At 59.2% G+C, this 18,228-nt stretch carries 16 protein-coding genes; 10 read left to right on the top strand and 6 right to left on the bottom strand.

Going from position 1 to position 18,228, the window contains the following annotated elements; genetic code table 11:
* On the bottom strand, positions 1–355 hold a 355-nt coding region (locus QC816_RS09560; RefSeq protein WP_309781824.1), incomplete at its 3' end, for a dihydroxy-acid dehydratase domain-containing protein.
* A 202-nt stretch (positions 356–557) separates the two neighbouring features.
* On the opposite strand from QC816_RS09560, the gene QC816_RS09555 reads away from it, so the two are divergent.
* From QC816_RS09555 to QC816_RS09535, 5 genes are all read left to right on the top strand, one after another.
* Complete coding sequence (locus QC816_RS09555; RefSeq protein WP_085919966.1) at positions 558–1,577, top strand: TRAP transporter substrate-binding protein; 1,020 nt, start codon at positions 558–560, stop codon at positions 1,575–1,577.
* A 74-nt stretch (positions 1,578–1,651) separates the two neighbouring features.
* Complete coding sequence (locus tag QC816_RS09550; protein WP_199284042.1) at positions 1,652–2,260, top strand: TRAP transporter small permease subunit; 609 nt, start codon at positions 1,652–1,654, stop codon at positions 2,258–2,260.
* The gene (locus QC816_RS09545) at positions 2,260–3,561 is read left to right on the top strand and encodes a TRAP transporter large permease (protein WP_085919968.1); all 1,302 of its coding nucleotides are present in this window, start codon (positions 2,260–2,262) and stop codon (positions 3,559–3,561) included. The genes QC816_RS09550 and QC816_RS09545 overlap by 1 nt, the downstream gene beginning before the upstream one ends.
* Before the next feature lie 28 nt (positions 3,562–3,589).
* Positions 3,590–4,576 carry an AraD1 family protein gene (gene araD1, locus QC816_RS09540; RefSeq protein ID WP_309781819.1) on the top strand — a complete coding sequence of 329 codons (987 nt, stop codon included), beginning with the start codon at positions 3,590–3,592 and terminating at the stop codon, positions 4,574–4,576.
* A 31-nt stretch (positions 4,577–4,607) separates the two neighbouring features.
* A complete protein-coding gene (locus tag QC816_RS09535) occupies positions 4,608–6,182 on the top strand; it encodes an aldehyde dehydrogenase (NADP(+)) (protein ID WP_085919970.1) in 1,575 nt (524 codons plus the stop codon).
* A 19-nt stretch (positions 6,183–6,201) separates the two neighbouring features.
* Here QC816_RS09535 and QC816_RS09530 read toward each other — a convergent pair whose 3' ends face one another.
* Genes QC816_RS09530 through QC816_RS09515 form a run of 4 tightly spaced genes read right to left on the bottom strand, consistent with a single transcriptional unit; the run spans position 6,202 to position 10,759 of the window.
* Entirely contained in the window at positions 6,202–7,128 is a 927-nt protein-coding gene (locus tag QC816_RS09530) for a Gfo/Idh/MocA family protein (protein WP_085919971.1), read from the bottom strand.
* Between the two features lie 47 nt (positions 7,129–7,175).
* Positions 7,176–7,946: a FadR/GntR family transcriptional regulator gene (locus QC816_RS09525; protein ID WP_085919972.1), complete on the bottom strand. Its 771-nt coding sequence runs from the start codon at positions 7,944–7,946 to the stop codon at positions 7,176–7,178.
* A gap of 31 nt (positions 7,947–7,977) precedes the next feature.
* A complete protein-coding gene (locus QC816_RS09520) occupies positions 7,978–8,919 on the bottom strand; it encodes a DMT family transporter (protein ID WP_085919973.1) in 942 nt (313 codons plus the stop codon).
* A 37-nt stretch (positions 8,920–8,956) separates the two neighbouring features.
* Positions 8,957–10,759, bottom strand: a complete 1,803-nt coding sequence (locus QC816_RS09515; RefSeq protein ID WP_309781812.1) for an IlvD/Edd family dehydratase — start codon at positions 10,757–10,759, stop codon at positions 8,957–8,959.
* A 248-nt stretch (positions 10,760–11,007) separates the two neighbouring features.
* Here QC816_RS09515 and QC816_RS09510 point away from each other — a divergent pair, with 248 nt between their 5' ends.
* The 5 genes from QC816_RS09510 (at position 11,008) to QC816_RS09490 (ending at position 16,690) form a co-directional block, all read left to right on the top strand.
* A complete protein-coding gene (locus tag QC816_RS09510; protein WP_066319949.1) occupies positions 11,008–12,084 on the top strand; it encodes a TRAP transporter substrate-binding protein in 1,077 nt (358 codons plus the stop codon).
* Between the two features lie 83 nt (positions 12,085–12,167).
* Complete coding sequence (locus QC816_RS09505; protein ID WP_085919976.1) at positions 12,168–12,761, top strand: TRAP transporter small permease; 594 nt, start codon at positions 12,168–12,170, stop codon at positions 12,759–12,761.
* A 3-nt stretch (positions 12,762–12,764) separates the two neighbouring features.
* A complete protein-coding gene (locus QC816_RS09500) occupies positions 12,765–14,048 on the top strand; it encodes a TRAP transporter large permease (RefSeq protein ID WP_085919977.1) in 1,284 nt (427 codons plus the stop codon).
* Between the two features lie 26 nt (positions 14,049–14,074).
* Positions 14,075–15,235 (top strand): fumarylacetoacetate hydrolase family protein, encoded by a 1,161-nt coding sequence (locus QC816_RS09495; protein ID WP_309781808.1) that lies wholly within the window; start codon positions 14,075–14,077, stop codon positions 15,233–15,235.
* Between the two features lie 27 nt (positions 15,236–15,262).
* Complete coding sequence (locus QC816_RS09490) at positions 15,263–16,690, top strand: FAD-binding oxidoreductase (protein WP_422823733.1); 1,428 nt, start codon at positions 15,263–15,265, stop codon at positions 16,688–16,690.
* 44 nt (positions 16,691–16,734) lie between these two features.
* Here QC816_RS09490 and QC816_RS09485 read toward each other — a convergent pair whose 3' ends face one another.
* Positions 16,735–18,222: an aldehyde dehydrogenase family protein gene (locus QC816_RS09485; RefSeq protein WP_309781805.1), complete on the bottom strand. Its 1,488-nt coding sequence runs from the start codon at positions 18,220–18,222 to the stop codon at positions 16,735–16,737.
* Positions 18,223–18,228 lie beyond the last annotated feature (6 nt).

Raw genomic sequence — 18,228 nt, 5'->3', positions numbered from 1 at the left:
CCACGCCGTCCATGGGGTTGCCGCGAATGGCTTCTTCCACGTCCATGCTGGCCAGGTTGCGGGTGAACATGGCCGTGGGGCGCAGGTTGGACTCGCCGTTGGAGAACACCGGAAACTCGACCGGGTAGCCGCCCGCTTCCAGGATGCCCTGCTTGACGTGCTCCGCCAGCTTGCGGAAGTGAGCGTTGCACGGCGTCAGCTCCGACCAGGTGTTACAGATCCCGATAATCGGCTTGCCCTGAAACTCATGGTCAGGAATGCCCTGATTTTTCATCCAGCTGCGGTACATGAAGCCGTTCTTGTCGGCGGTGCCGAACCACTCTGCGCTACGCAGCGGACGTTGACGTTTGACCATGAGGTTAACTCCTTGTTTTGAATCAGTGACGGCTGAAGACCTGAGAACGTCTGCGCCGAATGTGCAAAACACTAAACTACCCACCCACACTGGTCGACCATACAAAAGTATATGTTGAACAATTACTCTTAATGTTCAACATTACCCTCGCAGGAATTATCAAATAGTCGCTTCACAACAACAAAGGTGAGGAATTCTAGCCATGCTCAAAACGAAATACAGCTCGCTACTGACCGGTTCAGTGCTCCTGCTGGGCCTCTCGGCGGCTCAGGCAGCCGAATACGAATGGAAGTTTCAGGCATCCGAAACCTCGGGCGAGCCCAGCTTCAAGATCAAACAGGAATGGGCCGACAAGATCACGACAATGACCGACGGTCGGGTTGAGATCGAGGTAATGCCGATCAACTCCGTGGTGGGTCCCACCGAGACACTGACCGCGGTTAGTTCGGGTATCCTTCAGGGCCATATGACCGACCCCAGCTACTTCTCCGGCCAGGATCCCGCTTTCGGCATGCTCGGCAACCTGGTCGGCGCCTGGCAGAACCCCTACGACTTCCTGGAGTATATGAAGTACGGCGGCGGTGAAGAACTCTACAACGAACTGGTCGAGCCCTATGGTAGCCACCTGATAGCCGCCGCCACCTTTCCGTTAGAGTCGGTGCCCTCCACTGTCCCCATTGAATCGATTGAGGATTTTGAGGGCCTCAAGATCCGCGCACCGCAAGGCATGGTGTACAACATCTTTGAGCGCATCGGTGCCACGCCGGTCAACTTACCGGGCTCCGAGGTGTATACCGGGCTGGAGAAAGGCGTGATCGACGCCGCAGACTCCACGGTACTCTCGAATAACGACGCCATGGGCCTGCACGCTTTCGCCCCTTACCCGCTGTATCCAGGCTTTCACTCCATGCCGATGATCGCCGTATCGATCAATAAGGATATCTGGGATGGCCTGCCCGAGGACCTTCAGACGACCTTGCAGACGGCCTTTGATGGCATGGCCTATGACCTGATTGCCCGCCTCAAGGAGCAAGATATCGAGACGCTGCAACGGCTTCAGGAAGACCCTGAGGTTCACCCCTTCAACCTGCCGGAAGAAGAGCGTCAGAAATTCCGTAACGCGGCTGAGCAGGAGTGGCAAGAGTGGGCCGGCGAGAATGAAATGACCCAAAAGATCTATGACTCCGCCACCGCCTTTTTGCGCTCGCGCAATCTGCTTTAACTCAGCCTCATCTTACTAACCATCGCATCGCTCGGGGAATTCATCGACCCGAGCGATGTTCGTAGAGTCGCGCCATGTCTCAAAAAACACCTGACAATCAATACCGCTCTCCTCCCACTCATGATCTTCCCGAGATCCTCGAAACGGAGGAGGTCCCCCCCGAGCGTAACGCGCTTGACCGCCTGATCGTACGTGGTGGCAGGGCGGTTTCCTGGCTGGTGCTTGTGGCGATGGGCATTAGCGTCGTGGAAGTTTTCATGCGCTACGGTTTTAACAATCCCACCTCCTGGGTACACGAAACCGTGGTATTTCTGATTGCCGTTATTTTCGTGCTTGGCGGCCCGGCGGCCATGGCGCGCAATAGCCATATTCGCGTCAAGGTGCTCTACGACAGCGCCGGCCCAACGCTGAAGTGCTGGATGGATCGCTTTAACGACCTGCTGACGCTGATTTTTTGCATGTCGATGAGCTACGCCGCTTTTTACATGTTCTGGGGCGCGACGCATAACCCGCTGGGCGAATGGTCGCTGGAGCGCTCAGGCACCTCCTGGAATCCGCCTTTTCCTGCCATGGTCAAGGGCATGATTTTTTTTGCTCTGACACTGATGACGCTGCAGGCCTTGCTGCACCTATGGCAATCGCTTAAAGCGAAACCCCATACCGGTACCGGGGAGACGCGCTGATGGATATTTCAACCGCAACAATCCTCATGGTGGGTGCTATTTTCGCGCTGCTGGTTACCGGTTTGCCGTTGGCATTCATTACCGGCTTGGTGGCCATGGCCTTCACCTTTGGCTGGTTCGGCGAGGCGGCGCTGCCACTGGTCACCAGCCGCGTCTATGGGTTTATCACCGAATATTCGCTGGTGGCGGTGCCCATGTTCGTGTTGATGGCGTCACTCTTGGATCGATCTGGCATCGCCAAGGACCTGTTCAACGCCATGCGCGTTTTTGCCGGCCGTTTGCCAGGCGGCGTCGCGGTGCAGACCATTGTGGTGGCATTCTTCCTGGCTGCCCTTTCGGGCATTATCGGCGGGGAGATCGTCCTGCTGGGGATTCTGGCACTGCCGCAAATGCTCCGCCTGGGCTACGACAAGCGCCTCTCCATTGGTGTGGTGTGTGCCGGTGGCGCCCTGGGCACCATGATGCCGCCCTCTATCGTGCTGATTATCTATGGCCTGATCGCCAGTGTATCGATTGCCGACCTGTTCGCTGCTGCCGTTACCCCCGCCATCATCCTGATGGGCTCCTATATCGCCTATGTGCTGGTACGCTGCCTGAGAAATCCCGCGCTGGGTCCGCCATTGGATAAGGACACCCAGGACAACCCTTTCGCCAGTAAACTGGACGCCGTCAAAGCCATTCTGCTTCCAGGGCTGATTGCCTTTCTCGTGCTGGGCACTATCTACGGCGGCATTGCCTCGGTCACCGAGGCAGCGGCCATGGGTGTCTTCGGCGTACTGCTCGCCACCATCGTGCGCGGCGAGTTCACCCCCAGCATGCTGCACCATAGCCTGGGCCAAACCATGAACACCTGCGGCATGATCATCTGGATCGGCATCGGCGCCGCCGCCCTGGTGGGCGTCTACAATCTGATGGGCGGCAACCGCTTTGTGTCGAGCCTGATCCTGGGTCTCGACGTCGCGCCGATTGTGATCATTCTGGTAATGATGGCTATCATGCTGGTACTCGGGCTATTTCTCGACTGGATCGGGATCGCCATGCTGGCCCTGCCGATCTTTCTGCCCATCGTCACTCAACTGGGGTTCGACCCGATCTGGTTCGGTATTCTGTTCGCCGTCAATATGCAGGTGTCGTTCCTGTCACCGCCCTTCGGGCCCGCCGCCTTCTACCTTAAAAGCGTGGCACCGCCGGATATCAGCCTGAAGGATATCTACCTGTCTGTACTACCCTTTATGGCCATTCAGCTGTGCATACTCGCGGCGCTATTGATGTGGCCGCAACTGGCCATTTGGCCACTATGATAACCGCCACCTGCATGAGGAGAACGCCATGCGAATAATTCAGTGTGACCACCAGGGCCAGGTTCGCGCCGCGCTGGTCGAGAGCGAAGAGCAAGTCAGACTGCTCGACGGCGATACCTACACCCTGGCCAACCGGGCGATTAGTGCCGGCAAGCCGCTCAGCGAAATGGTGACAGGAGCGCTCACCGATATCCGCCTTGATTACCAGGCGCTGGTCGACGATAAGCGCCTGCTGCCACCGCTGACGCACACCGACCCGGCGCACTGCCTGGTGACCGGCACTGGCCTTACTCATCTGGGCAGTGCCGATACCCGCTCGGCGATGCACGCAAAAGCTCAAGCGGCTGAAGAGGATATGACCGATTCCATGCGCATGTTCAAGCTGGGCGTGGAAGGTGGCAAACCCGGTGCTGGTAAGCCGGGCGCGCAGCCGGAGTGGTTCTACAAGGGCGACGGCCAGTGCGTGGTGGCCCCGGAAGCAGCGATCCCCTCCCCCGCCTTTGCTGAAGATGCCGGCGAGGAGCCCGAACTGGCAGGGCTTTACGTGATTGGCAACGATGGTCAACCCTGGCGAGTCGGCTATGCTTTGGGTAACGAGTTCTCAGACCACGTCACCGAGCGCTTCAACTACCTGTGGCTGGCTCATTCCAAGCTACGCGCCTGCAGCTTTGGGCCCGAGCTATTGATCGGTGAGTTGCCAGCGCATTTAGAGGGCACCAGCCGTATCCAGCGCAATGGCGAAACGGTGTGGGAGAAACCCTTTCTTACCGGCGAGGCCAACATGGCACACAGCCTGGCTAACCTGGAATATCACCATTTTAAATACCCGGGATTCCGCCGACCCGGCGATGTCCATGTGCACTTTTTCGGCACCGCAACACTCAGCTTCGCCGACGGCATCAAGGTGCGCGAAGGCGATTGCTTTGAGATCAACATCCATGAATTTGGCCGCGCCCTGCGCAACCCGCTAAGGGTTGAAGCAGACGCACCGGCCATCAGCGTGAAACCGCTTTAACACCTGATTTTTTACACCAACAGGAGGCTGTATGACTCTGGAAGGCAAACTACTTATTGGCCAGCAGGCCATCAGCGGTAAACAGGCGGACATTCAAGCCGTCAATCCCGCCACCGGCAAGGCCCTGGACCCCGTCTACCCCGGCGGTAGCAAAGCGGAAGTCGAGCAAGCGTGTGAACTTGCCGAAGCGGCTTACGCCACTTACCGCGAAACCTCGCTTGAAGACCGAGCCGTGTTCCTCGAAACCATCGCCAGCGAGATCGAGGCAATCGGCGAAGCACTGACCGAGCGTGGCGTCGCCGAAACCGGCCTCCCCGAGGCGCGTCTGCAGGGCGAACGTGGCCGCACATGTGGCCAGCTACGCTTGTTCGCCAACGTGGTACGGGCCGGCGAATGGCTCGATGTGCGCATTGATCCCGCACTGCCCGACCGCGAACCGATGCCGCGCGTCGACCTGCGCCAGCGGCATATCGGCCTGGGCCCGGTCGCGGTATTTGGCGCCAGCAACTTCCCGCTGGCCTTTAGTGTGGCCGGTGGCGATACCGCGTCGGCGCTGGCCGCAGGCTGCCCGGTGGTGGTCAAGGGTCACTCCGCCCACCCCGGCACCTCCGAGTTGGTCGGCCGCGCCATTCAACGCGCCGTTGCCAAGTGCAACCTGCCTGAAGGCGTCTTTTCACTGCTGTTTGGTTCGGGCAAAGAGATTGGTCAAGCGCTGGTCGCCGACCCGCGCATTCAGGCGGTGGGCTTCACCGGTTCACGCAGTGGCGGTACGGCACTAATGGCCACTGCCCAGGCGCGTCCGCAGCCGATCCCGGTCTACGCCGAGATGAGTTCCATCAACCCGGTGTTCCTGCTACCGGAAGCGCTCAAGGCACGCGCCAACGCCATCGCCGAAGGCTTCGTCGGCTCCCTCAACATGGGCGCCGGTCAGTTCTGCACCAACCCTGGCTTGGTAATCGGGGTGAAGGGTGCCGACCTGGATGCCTTCATCGATACCGCTGGCGAAGGTGTCAAAGGGAGTGCCGCCCAGACCATGCTCACACCGGGCGTTCATGGTGCCTACAACGATGGCATCGGCGCCCTGGCTAATCACCCCAACGTTCGCAACGTCGCCCGGGGTCAGGCCGGCGAAGGCCCGAATGCTTGCCAAAGCGGACTGTTTGTCGCTAGTGCGACCGACTTCCTGGCAGATGAGACTTTGCAAGCCGAAGTATTCGGCGCCAGCTCGCTGGTCATTGAATGCGCCAACGTCGACGAAATGCAGCGGGTCGCTTCCCAGGTCGAAGGACAGCTCACCATTACGCTACAGATGGATGACGGCGACCTGGCGACCGCCAAGCAACTGCTGCCAACCCTGGAGCGCAAGGCAGGCCGGATCCTGGCCAACGGCTGGCCAACCGGTGTAGAAGTGTGCCATGCCATGGTGCACGGCGGGCCTTATCCGGCGACATCGGACTCCCGCACCACCTCGGTGGGCAGCGCGGCGATTTTCCGCTTCCTGCGCCCGGTGTGCTACCAGGCGTTGCCGGAAGGGTTACTGCCCGAGGCGCTCCGTGACGGCAACCCCTATGGCGTATCTCGTCTGGTCGATGGCAAGCGCGAATAAACAAGCGCGACTTGAGACCTTACTCAATAAAGGCGTCGGTGGTTTCACGATGACCGTATAAAAATGCATCGGCGACCTGGCGCAGCGGGGCAACATCCACCTCGCTGCGTTTTTTTGTGATCAATTCGCCAAAACGCGCGTAGAGGCCTTGATATTCGCGCTCTTCAGCGTCGATGAGAACGTCGTCGTCAATCACTAGACGGCAGCCGCCCTGGGTAAGGCTCAGGCGGCTTCCATCACTGTCGATATGCATATCCCAGGTGGGCGGGCCGGGTTGACGAAAGTCAAAATCAGCCTCAATCAGCGCGCCTTCTGGATCGGTGAAGGAGAGCTCCGCTGCAATGGGGGTTTGCGCGTTACTGGGTACCTGCAACCGTGCTTTTTGCAGGAAAAATGGCTGCGGCAAAATAGCGGTGGCAATCGAAAGCGCGTTAATACCCGGATCAAATACGCCCATGCCACCGACCTCCCAGATCCACGCCTGGCCTGGGTGCCATACCCGAACATCTTCCTTCCATTCGATCTCCACTCGCTGCACCTGACGCTCACTCAACCACTTCCGGGCCTGGGCCACACCGGGAGCAAACCGCGAATGCCAGGCGGCAAACAGGCTAACGCCCTGCCTGGAAGCGGTGGCAATCAAGTCCTCCACTTCGCTTAGCGTTGCCCCTGGCGGCTTTTCCAGCAGCACGTGCTTGCCGCGCAAGAGCGCCGCCCGCGCCTGGGAGTAGCGCAAGTGGGTTGGTGTGCAGATCGCGACGGCGTCGATATCCGGATGAGCATCAAGCATCGCTTCCAGACCTTGATAGCCAGGTAAATCCGGCAATGAAGTATAAGGATCCGCCGTGGCGACAAGATGGCAGTTCGGGGTGGCGGCTATCGCCGGCAGGTGCTGGTCGCGGACGATCTTGCCCACGCCAACCAGGCCAAGGGTAAAGTCAGACATACGCTTACCTCAATTGAAAACGTTCACTCTAGAGAAGCGATCGGGAGTCAGTGTGCGGTATGGAGCAGCTCGACAGTGCGTCCTAATGAGCTGGCGCTATGTTCAAGACCCAGCGCTTCCGCGGTACCCGCCAATACGGCTTGGGAAGCTAAAAAAGCCTCACGGGGTCGGCGCAACCGAATGCTCTCCATGAGATGTCGATGGCGTTCCAGACTCTCTTCAGGGTCGGAGGCACTCTCGTTGGACATGGATATCAGCATATAGATGGAGGGGCGCAGAATATGGGATAGCTGTGCCCAGACGATATTGTGGGTCGCCTTGAAGATCGCTTCGTGGAAAGCAATATCGCATTCGCTATGCAGTCGTCGCTCTTCTTCGCAAGTCGCATTGCGCAGGTTCTGCCCCAGGCCCTCAAAGGCTTCCTCGATGGCGACCAGATCCCGTGCCTTGGCACGCTTGGCGGCGGTCATTGCCACATAGGGTTCAACGTCCAGTCGAAAGGCGAGGATTTCGCGCTGAATATCCGGGTTGGGGGCGGCGTAGCGGGTTAACCAGTCGGTCACCTGGGCGTCGAGAATGTGCCACTCCGAGTATTCACGCACCTTGGAGCCATGGCCGGAAATACGCTCAATAATGCCAGCATCCACCAACTGACGCAGGTCGCTACGCACCGCTGAGCGATTGATCGCGAAGCGCTCGCATAGGTCCAGTTCACGGGGTACAAAATCGCCCGGATGATAATGCCCTCCGAAAATCTCCTCGGCGAGATGCTCGGCGATACTGGGGCGAGCGGTGGGTTTCCTTAAAGATGAAGTCAATGCGGTAGGCCCCTGTTTCAATTCCTGTCAATCATAACGTATTTGACCGGTCGACTGTCACCGAAAGGGCATCAAGCCCCGCCCGTTGTCTCAGTTCCAGCCGCCGTTCATAAAGGCCTTTAGCGCTCAGTGTGCCCAGTACCAGGACACCGCCAACCATGGCCATCGGCGCTGGCTGTTCGGCCAGAATCCACCAGGCCAGCAGCGTGCCTATCACTACTTCCAGAAGTAACAGCAAACCGACTTCAGCGGACGGGAGATACAGCGGCCCACGCTGCAACAGCGTCACCCCGCAAGGCACAATTATCAGACAGAGCAGGATCACCACGGCTAGCTGGTTGGCGGCTGGCAGGGCCGGTTCGCTCCCCGCCAGCCAAAACAGGCCGGCGACACTACCTACAACAATACCGTTGAACACCAGCATGGGGCTCATATCCACCCCCGGACGCGTCCGGCAGAGGGTGAAGTTGATCGCCAGGGTTGTCGCCGCCATCAAGGCGAAAGCATTACCCAACCAAGAGCCAGCGCCCGCGTCATCGAGGGCGATCATCGCAATACCCAGCATGCAAATAAAAATTGCCAGCCAGGTACGTCTGGGCAGACGCTCCTTGAGGATAATCCAGGAGAGTACGGCCGCAATTAACGGTGAACTGGCCAATATCATCAGTACGTTGCCCGCTTTCGTGTACTGGTTGCCCAGCACGAAACCGCAGGTGGTCAGGCTGAACAGCAGCGCAACCGCGATGCCCGTCCAGCCACAGCGCCGGTACGCTGCCAGGGTGCCTCGCCCGTAGCGCATCAGGGCGATCAGCAGAAACCCCAACCCTGAAAGAAAGCCACGCCACATCAAAATTTCTGCATCGGGGAGGTCGGCCACTTTGATCAGCAGGGCGTCCGGCGCCATGATGATTGCGCCACCCGCGGTCAACAGCAGGCCCTGCTGGCGATGCGACAAAGTACTAAAATGGCTCATTCTGGTGCTTGTCCTTTTCGTGTCCGTGACCGCCCCTTTAATGGTTATCCCTGGGCGGATGCTGGCGGGCGACATCGCGATACTTGCTTGCGGTCTCCAGCGTCATACCGCGATCCAGCGGTTCCACCATGCTGCGCTGAATTTCTTGCCAGGGCGTCTGGTGGCCCGGATAGCGATAGCCCCCCTGCTGGGCCAAGCGCTCTCGGCGTGCGTCCAGTTCACTGACATCAATCAACAGCTGCACCTCACCGCGCTTGAGATCGACCCGCAGCTGGTCGCCACTTTCCAGCAGCGCCAAGCCCCCGCCGGTAGCGGCTTCCGGGGAGGCATTGAGAATCGACGGCGAACCGGAAGTGCCCGACTGGCGGCCATCGCCCAGGCACGGCAACGATTCGATGCCCTGTTTAATCAGCGCTTCCGGCGGCTGCATATTGACCACTTCGGCACCACCGGGGTGGCCGACGGGGCCTGCGCCGCGCATCACCAGAATGGTGCGCGCGTCGATGTTGAGCGCCGGGTCATCAATTCGAGCGTGATAATCCTCGGAGCCATCGAATACCACCACCTTGCCTTCAAAGGCATCGGGGTCGTTGGGGTCATTCAGGAAGCGTTCGCGAAAATCCCGGGAGATCACGCTGGTCTTCATCAGCGCCGAGTCGAACAGGTTGCCCTTGAGGTTGAGGAAGCCCGCGTGCTCGACCAGCGGGTCGGCATAGCGACAGATTACATCGGCATCCCGGGTTTCGCGGCCTTCCAGATTATCGCCAATAGAGCGGCCATTGACCGTCAGCGCGTCGCCGTGCAGCTTACCGGCGGTATGTAACTCATGGAGGATCGCCGGAACGCCCCCCGCGCGGTGGAATTCTTCACACAGGAAGGCACCTGCCGGCATGACATTGGCCAACAGCGGAATCTCATGGCCCAGCCGCTGCCAATCATCATTATCCAACTCAATGCCCGCATGACGGGCAATGGCATTAATGTGCACCGGCGCATTTGAAGAACCGCCCAACGCCGAACACGCCACAATGGCATTTTCGAACGCTTCCCGGGTCAGGATATCCAGTGGCCTGACATCTTCCCATACCATATCGACGATCCGCGTACCGGTATCATAAGACACCATGGCGCGCTCCTTGTAGGGCGCGGGTATCACCGCCGACCCTGGCAGGCTCATTCCCAGCACTTCAGCCATGGAGTTCATGGTGGAGGCGGTGCCCATGGTATTGCAGTGACCAATAGAAGGCGCCGAGTCGCTGGCCCGGGAAAGAAACTCTGCGTAGTCGATATCCCCCGCCGCCAGGCGCTTGCGTAGCTCCCAGATAATCGTGCCCGAACCGACCCGCTCGGCACCGCGCCAGCCATTCAGCATCGGCCCGCCGGACAGCACAATGGCCGGAATATTCACCGTTGCAGCGGCCATCAATGCCGCCGGGGTGGTTTTATCGCAGCCGGTCGTCAGTACCACACCGTCTAGCGGGTAGCCATGCAACACCTCCACGATACCTAAGTAGGCGAGATTTCGATCCAGCGCCGCGGTGGGCCGGCGGACATTTTCGTGGATAGGATGCATGGGGAACTCGAACGGCACTCCCCCTGCCGCGCGAATACCGTCTTTGACCCGTTTTACCAGCTCGATATGATGGCGATTGCATGGGGTCAAATCGGACCCCGACTGACAAATACCAATAATCGGCTTACCGCTGGTCAGTTCATCGAGCGTAATGCCGTAATTAAGGTAGCGCTCGATGCACAACGCCGTTGTGCCGGGGTGGTCAGGGTTGTCGAACCAGTAACGTGACCGCAATTGCTCAGGAGTTATGCGTTGAAAATTGGCCATGGTATCGCTCCACGCCTAGAGTGAATATTGAAAGTTAGTAAGCAAGGTACGCTTTCTTCGCTTTCAGGTCGACACATACAAAAGTATATGTTGAACATACAATAAAAACGTTAGACATTAGCCTAGGGATTGCGGTGCTTGCCATATAAGGCAGCGCCGCTGACACACAACTACAACAGACGCCACGCTGCAGTTCGCTTGCAAGATATCCTCAGTGAAGTGGCCTGCGGCACGCCAGGAGAGTGACAATGCATTATCTATGGAAACGCACCCTGTTAATGACGGGTGCCACACTGCTCAGCTCAGGCATGGCTTACGCACAAACGCCTGATCTTTCCGACCCGCCCGAGATTGATGGCGAAAAGGTGGGTGACCACGGCAGCGTTACCTTACGCATGGGGCTTGGCTTGGCCGAAAGCTCTCCCCAGTACATCTCCAGCGAGTACTTCGCCGATATTCTTGAACAGCGTAGCGACGGTCGAATAACAGTTAATGTCTTCCCCAACAGCCAGCTCGGTGATGACGTGCAGATGATGGAAATGCTGCAGACCGGTACGCTGGATATGACCTATCCCTCTTCATCACCTGCAACGAGCTACGTCGAGGAACTGGCCGTATTTGACCTGCCCTTCTTGCTGCCTACCCGGGAAGCAGCTGTTGCGGCGATGCGCAGCGAAGCCGCCCAGGAGATGCTTGATGCCTTTGACGGCACCGGCATCAAAGCCCTCGCCTTCTCTGAAAATGGCTTCCGCCAGCTATCCAATAGTGCCCGGGAAGTCTCCTCGCCAGAGGATGTCGCAGGCCTGGACGTTCGCGGCTTGGCAATTCGCACCATGGAAAATCCGGTACACCTGGATATCTGGGAAGCGCTGGGCGCCAACCCCACGCCCATGGCCTTCGGTGAGCTGTTCTCGGCCATGGAACAGGGCGTTGTTGACGGCCAGGAAAACCCCTGGAGCACTATTCTGACCTCCAACTTCTACGAGGTTCAGGAATTCGGTTCAGAAACCCGCCACGTCTACACACCTTTTATCAAGATGATTTCCGAACGCACTTGGGACGATTTAGATCCTGAGTACCAAGCGCTTATTCAAGAAGCCGCGCTGAAAGCAGCCGATTATGAAATCCAGCTTTCCGCCGAGTACGACGACTGGTCGCGTAATCAGCTTGAAGAACGCGGCATGAAGATCACCCGTCTGGATGACGAGCAAATTGCCGCTTTCCAGGAAGCGGTACAGCCCGTTTATGAAGAGTGGGCCCCCCGCATCGGCGAAGACCTGGTTGAGGAATTCCAGCAGATCGCCGAATCGTCCATGACGGAATAAGCGTCGCGTTACTGTCGCTCTGTCAGCCAAGACAAGGGGCGTAGGCCCCTTGTCTTGCCGTTACTCGCCTCTGCGGAGAGCTTATGGACTTCCCCGATACGCAAATTCCAGATACGGCGGCCTTTCTCGACGACCCCCAGCGCCAGCCGTTGGAAATCGACCCCGAGCAGCGCCAGGGTCCCGCCTTGTTTCGCTGGCTGACGCTGGCCATGGAGCACGTGATTGCGGCATTGCTATTAGCGTTAATCGTCTCGGTATCGGTCAATGTGGTGGGTCGCGCCGTGTTCAACAATTCCGTGCCCTGGGCCGATGAGCTGGCCCGTATGCTGTTCATCTGGCTGATTTTTATCGGCGCGGCGGCGGCCTTTGCGCGCTTTGAACACATCGCCGTGGATATTCTGGTGCGTCGGCTACAGCCCCGCGCCGCCCATATGCTGTATCTACTCCAGCACACCATTATCACTGTATTGATGGGTGTCATCATCTGGGGGGGCTATCTAGTGATGTCACGCGCATCCGGGCAAACGGCCATCCTTAATGTGCCCTGGAATCTCGTTAATGTCTCATTCGTGCTTTGCGCATGCTTTATTGGTTCAGTGTCAATTTGGCGCGCCTGGAAGAGCATTCAACAAATACGTTCCCCCAACGCAACGCCGAACGCCGGTGGAGGCTGCTAAACCATGCTATGGATTTTTCTCGGCATCCTGTTTGTTTCGTTAGCTTTGGGCCTGCCGATTGCATTTGGCTTGGGCATCGCCGCCGTGGTCATGGCGGTACTCTCTGATATACCGCTCTCGATCCTGATCGAGCAGTCGATTCGTGGCGTAAACAGCTTTCCCCTGCTGGCCATTCCGTTCTTTATCATGGTCGGTGAAGTCATGAGCAACGGCGGCATTGCCCGTCGTCTCATGGAACTGGCCGGTGCCCTGGTGGGTTTCGTGCGCGGCGGCCTGGGTCAGGTGGCGATTACCGGCTCGATGTTCTTCGGTGGGATTAGTGGCTCAGCCGTTGCCGATACCGCCGCCACCGGGGCGATGATGATCCCCTCCATGACCAAGCAAGGGTACACAGCGCCACAGGCCACCGCCATCAACACCGTCTCGTCAGTCATCGGCATTATCATTCCACCCTCTATTCCGCTGATCCTGTTTGGCATTGTTACCGAGACGTCGATCAGCCGCCTGTTCATCGCTGGCATTGTGCCGGGGATATTGATCGGTTTCGGACTCATGGCGACCACCTTCATCATGGCCACCATCGGACGTGCCGGGCAGACCCGTAAATTCCGTTTGGATGTTTTATGGCAAGCCTTCAAAGCCGCATGGCTGGCGCTGGTACTGCCCGTGCTCGTCATCGGCGGCATCATCGGCGGTATTTTCACCGCCACTGAGGCGGCTGTTGCCGCGCTGCTTTACTCGCTGTTCATATCGCTGGTGGTCTACCGCGAATTCAAGATTACGGCGCTCTGGGGCATGCTGATCCGCACTGCCCGCTTGACCGGTATGGTCTTGCTATTGCTGGCCTTCGCCACCGTCATTGCCTGGTTTTTAACCATCAACATGGTGCCACAGACGCTGGTCACCCAGGTGCAGGCGATCACCCAGGACCCCTTCCTGCTGTTGTTGATCGTTGCCGGCTTGCTGCTGCTGGTGGGGTTTGTCATGGACCTGACCCCCGCGATGGTCATCATGGCGCCGATGCTCACCCCTATTGTCGAGTCCGTTGGCATCGACCCGGTGTACTTCGGCGTACTGATGGCATTTATCCTCGGCATCGGCCTTTTGACACCCCCGGTGGGCACCTGCCTTTACGTCGGTTGCGGTGTCGGCAAGGTTTCCATGGAGCAGCTCGTCAAGGCCATGCTGCCCTACTACGCCACACTGCTGGTGGTGCTGGTCATCCTGATCGCTTTTCCCGGCATTGTGACCTGGTTGCCTGACCTCACCGCCGTTAGCGGTAACTGATAACTGAGACTCTATATGGATAAGGCATGCAAACGATGATAAGTCCCCACGAACTACTGCCGGCTGACCTGGATAACGCCTTATTAGTTGGCCGCGTATGGCAGGACGGCCCACGCCCTGGGCCCGCACTGGTCGCGGTGCGCGATAACCAGGTCATCGATATTACCCCGCTGGGCCCGACCATGGCCGACCTGTTGGAACGTGACGACGTACTGGACGTCGTGCGTAAAGCAGAAGGGCCGAGTCTGGGTACCCTTGATACGCTACTCACCAACTCTCAGCTGTCTTCGCCGCAAGCGCCTTATCTGCTCGCCCCCTGCGACGTACAGGCCGTCAAAGCGTGCGGTGTGACCTTTGCTGTCAGCCTGCTGGAGCGGGTGATTGAGGAGCAGGCGGGCGGCGATTCGGCCAGGGCGGCCGAGTTACGCAGCGACTTACAGGCACTCATAGGCAAGGACCTTTCCAAGATCAAGCCAGGTTCCGAGGAGGCGATGTCGCTTAAAAAAGCGCTCCAGGCACGTGGCGGCTGGTCGCAATACATGGAAGTCGGCATCGGGCCCGATGCCGAGGTGTTTACCAAAGCGCAGCCGCTGTCCTCGGTTGGCTTTGGCACGACAGTGGGCCTGCACCCGGCCTCGCAGTGGAATAACCCCGAGCCGGAAATCGTCCTGGCCGTGGATAGCCGCGGCCAGGTGCGCGGCGCCACACTGGGTAACGACGTCAATCTGCGTGACGTGGAAGGGCGCAGTGCCCTGCTGCTCGGCAAGGCAAAAGATAATAACGCCTCCTGCTCATTGGGCCCGTTTATTCGCCTGTTTGACGACCACTTTGATATCGACAGCGTGCGCAACTGCCAGGTATCGCTGCGTATCGAGGGTGAGGACGACGACTTCCTGCTCCAGGGCGAGAGCGATATGCGCGAAATCAGCCGCGACCCGCTGGACCTGGTCAACCAGACCATCGGCGACCATCACCAATACCCCGATGGCTTCATGCTGTTTCTGGGCACCATGTTCTCGCCGATTCAGGACCGTGACGGTGAAGGTCAGGGCTTTACCCATCACCTTGGCGACCGTGTCACCATCGCCACCCCGGCCCTGGGCGCCCTGGTCAACCCGGTGGGCAGAAGCGATCAGTTGCCGCCCTGGACCTATGGCATTCGCGAACTGATGCGCCATCTGGCCTAACAGCCACCATTATCAAAGAGTTAACAGATGGCAATGACGAACGACGACTTTCTTGACCGACTCAGCACTCTTCTGGGCGAAAGCGGTGTATTACGTGACCCCAACGACATAGCGCGCTATGTCAGCGATTGGGCGGGCGATACGCTCGGCACGCCGCTTGCCGTTGCCCGCCCGGCGAATACCGAGCAAGTCGCCGAGGTGGTCAGGCGCTGCTCTGAACACGACATTGCGATGACGCCCCAGGGTGGCCACAGCGGCCTGGTGGCCGGGGCACTACCTGCCGCAAACGGCCAGGAACTGGTCATCAGCCTGGAGCGTTTGAATAGCGTGCGCGCCATTGACCCGGTCAACTTCACCATCACCGTAGACGCAGGCTGCATTCTTGAGAACGTCAAACTTGCTGCCGCAGAACATGACTGCGACTTCCCGCTTTCACTGGGCGCCCAAGGCAGCTGTCAGATTGGTGGCAATATCGCCACCAATGCCGGCGGGCTTAACGTGCTGCGCTACGGCATGATGCGCGAGCTGGTACTGGGGCTTGAAGTGGTACTCCCCGACGGCCGCGTCTGGGAAAGCCTTGACGCCCTACATAAGGACAACCGCGGTTACGACCTTCAACAGCTGTTTCTGGGCAGCGAGGGCACGCTGGGTATCGTCACCGGCGCGGTGCTTAAGCTCTCCCCACGCCTTACCCAAAACCGCACCGCGCTGCTCGGTCTGCCATCGGTACAGGCGGTGATCGATCTGTACGGTCTGGCGCGTCGCGACTGTTGCGACCTGCTGACCGCCTTCGAGCTGATCCCCCGCCGCTGCATCGAGTTGGCCATCGAAGCAACGCCTGAGCTGCGCGACCCGCTGGAAAGCGCCTATCCCTGGTATGTGTTGATGGAAGTCGCCGCCACAGGCCCGATAGACCTGAGCGCTATGCTTGAACAGCTGCTTGAAAAAGGCATGGAGCGGGAGTGGGTACTTGATGGCGCCCTGGCATCTAGCGATACCCAATCCGCCCAGCTCTGGCAGTTCCGCGAGAGCATGCTGGAAGGCCAGCGACGGCGCGGTAAGCACCTGCGCACCGATATTTCCGTGCCCATCTCGGCACTTCCCGACTTCGTTACCCAGGCGAGCGAAACAGTGATGGCCGCTTCGCCCGAGTGCGAGATCATTGCCTACGGGCATGTCGGCGACGGCAACCTGCACTTCAATATCCTGCCGCCCATGGCCATGGCCGACAGTGAGAAAAAAGCCCACCTCCACGACCTTGAAGAACGACTGTTTGACGTGCTCGACGACTTCCATGGCAGCATCAGCGCCGAACACGGCATTGGTCGCACCAAGCAAGCGCCCTATCTGGCGCGCTTATCGCCACTTGAGCAAGAGTTGGTCCAGGGGGTTAAAACTTTGTTCGACCCCAAGGGATTGATGAACCCAGGCAGGATTTTGCCGGCAGATGACTAGCAAGCGGCCCGCCTGACATTGTCAGCGGGCGCTTTAGGTAAGAGCTAGGCAGGCCCCACCACATGCTTCACTTCCAGGTACGCACTGAGCCCCCAAGGGCCGAGTTCGCGGCCGATGCCGCTGCGCTTGAAGCCGCCCCAGCCGGTCTCGGGGAGTACCAGTTGCTCGCTGTTGTACCAGATGCTGCCGGCTTTGAGCTGTCGGCCAATGCGTTTGGCGCGCTCGGGGTCGCCGCTGATGACGGTGGCCGCCAGGCCGTAGTCGCTGTCGTTGGCGAGTTGGATGGCTTCAGCTTCGCTGACGACACTTCGTGCACAGAGCACCGGGCCAAAAATTTCTTCTTTCCACAGGCGGCTGTCCACCGGCACATCGCGGTAGAGCGTAGGCGCCAGGAAGTAGCCTTTTTCTGGCAGCGTGCGGTGTTTTACATCGCGCACTGCCTTCAGGCCTTCCTGTTCAGCCAGGTCCAGATAGCCCTGGACCGCGTCGCGCTGCCTGGCGCTGGTCATCGGGCCTAAGTCGGTGCCTTCCGCCAGCGGGTCGCCCAATGTCAGCGCATCCATCCGTTCGGCAAGGGCGGCGTAGAGCGCTTCCGCTATATCTTTGTGCACCAATAAACGCGAGGTCGCGGAACAGATTTGCCCGGCGTTGAAGTAGATGCCTGCCATCACCCAATCAGCGGCCTGAGCGGGGTCAGCGTCTTCCATCACCAGAACGGGGGATTTACCCCCCAGTTCCAGCGATACGTTGGCGGAGCGACTGGCCGCGGCTTTCATGACGGCTTCACCGACACGGTTGCTGCCCGTAAAGGAAATTTTGTCCACATCGGGATGGTGGGTCAGCGGCGCGCCAATGCCTTCGCCGTCGCCGTTGAGAATATTCAGCACGCCCGCGGGCAGACCGATTTCCAGAGCAATTTCTGCCTGCACCCGCTCGGGGAGCGGCGTCACTTCTGAGGGTTTGAGCACGGCCGTACAGCCCGCGGCCAAAGCGGGGGCCAGCTTCCAGGCGCTGGTCACCAGTGGGAAGTTCCACGGGGCAATCAGCCCTACCACTCCGACAGGGTCGTGGTAACAGCGGGCTTCAACACCCTCCATTTCCACGCTGACCAACTCGCCCTGGCGGGGATCCAGCGCCCTGGCCTGCCCGGCGTAGTAGCGATAGCAGGCAATCGCATCGTCAAGATCAATGCCCGCTTCCGCCAGCGGTTTACCGTTGTTGGTCGCTGAAAGCGTGAGGATCGAACCCCGGCGGGCTTCCAGCGCGTCGGCGAACTTTTCCAGGAACGCCGCCCGTGCGGCACCGCCGAGCGCCTGCCAGCCGGGCTGCGCCTGCTGGGCGGCGTTGACGGCGGCATCGACATCCGCCGTATCCCCAGCGGTCACCTGGGCAATGCGTTCTTCGCGGTAAGGGTTCATCACGTCGAGCAGACGGGTACCCTGGGAGACGACCCATTGGTTGTTGATGAATTGGTGATCAAGAATCTGGCTATCTGGCAGCGAAGCGTGTTCCGCGCTTGAAAACGTAGACACCGGGTG

Source organism: Vreelandella janggokensis, assembly GCF_031451615.1.
GTDB lineage: Bacteria > Pseudomonadota > Gammaproteobacteria > Pseudomonadales > Halomonadaceae > Vreelandella > Vreelandella janggokensis.
Note: the sequence above shows the minus strand (reverse complement) of the source record. Positions and strands in the feature narration are given on the sequence as shown.

Coding starts and splice junctions, on each gene's coding strand:
- QC816_RS09555 (WP_085919966.1), top strand. CDS start 558: ATGCTCAAAACGAAATACAGCTCGCTACTGACCGGTTCAGTGCTCCTG.
- QC816_RS09550 (WP_199284042.1), top strand. CDS start 1,652: ATGTCTCAAAAAACACCTGACAATCAATACCGCTCTCCTCCCACTCAT.
- QC816_RS09545 (WP_085919968.1), top strand. CDS start 2,260: ATGGATATTTCAACCGCAACAATCCTCATGGTGGGTGCTATTTTCGCG.
- araD1 (WP_309781819.1), top strand. CDS start 3,590: ATGCGAATAATTCAGTGTGACCACCAGGGCCAGGTTCGCGCCGCGCTG.
- QC816_RS09535 (WP_085919970.1), top strand. CDS start 4,608: ATGACTCTGGAAGGCAAACTACTTATTGGCCAGCAGGCCATCAGCGGT.
- QC816_RS09530 (WP_085919971.1), bottom strand. CDS start 7,128: ATGTCTGACTTTACCCTTGGCCTGGTTGGCGTGGGCAAGATCGTCCGC.
- QC816_RS09520 (WP_085919973.1), bottom strand. CDS start 8,919: ATGAGCCATTTTAGTACTTTGTCGCATCGCCAGCAGGGCCTGCTGTTG.
- QC816_RS09515 (WP_309781812.1), bottom strand. CDS start 10,759: ATGGCCAATTTTCAACGCATAACTCCTGAGCAATTGCGGTCACGTTAC.
- QC816_RS09510 (WP_066319949.1), top strand. CDS start 11,008: ATGCATTATCTATGGAAACGCACCCTGTTAATGACGGGTGCCACACTG.
- QC816_RS09505 (WP_085919976.1), top strand. CDS start 12,168: ATGGACTTCCCCGATACGCAAATTCCAGATACGGCGGCCTTTCTCGAC.
- QC816_RS09500 (WP_085919977.1), top strand. CDS start 12,765: ATGCTATGGATTTTTCTCGGCATCCTGTTTGTTTCGTTAGCTTTGGGC.
- QC816_RS09495 (WP_309781808.1), top strand. CDS start 14,075: ATGCAAACGATGATAAGTCCCCACGAACTACTGCCGGCTGACCTGGAT.
- QC816_RS09490 (WP_422823733.1), top strand. CDS start 15,263: ATGGCAATGACGAACGACGACTTTCTTGACCGACTCAGCACTCTTCTG.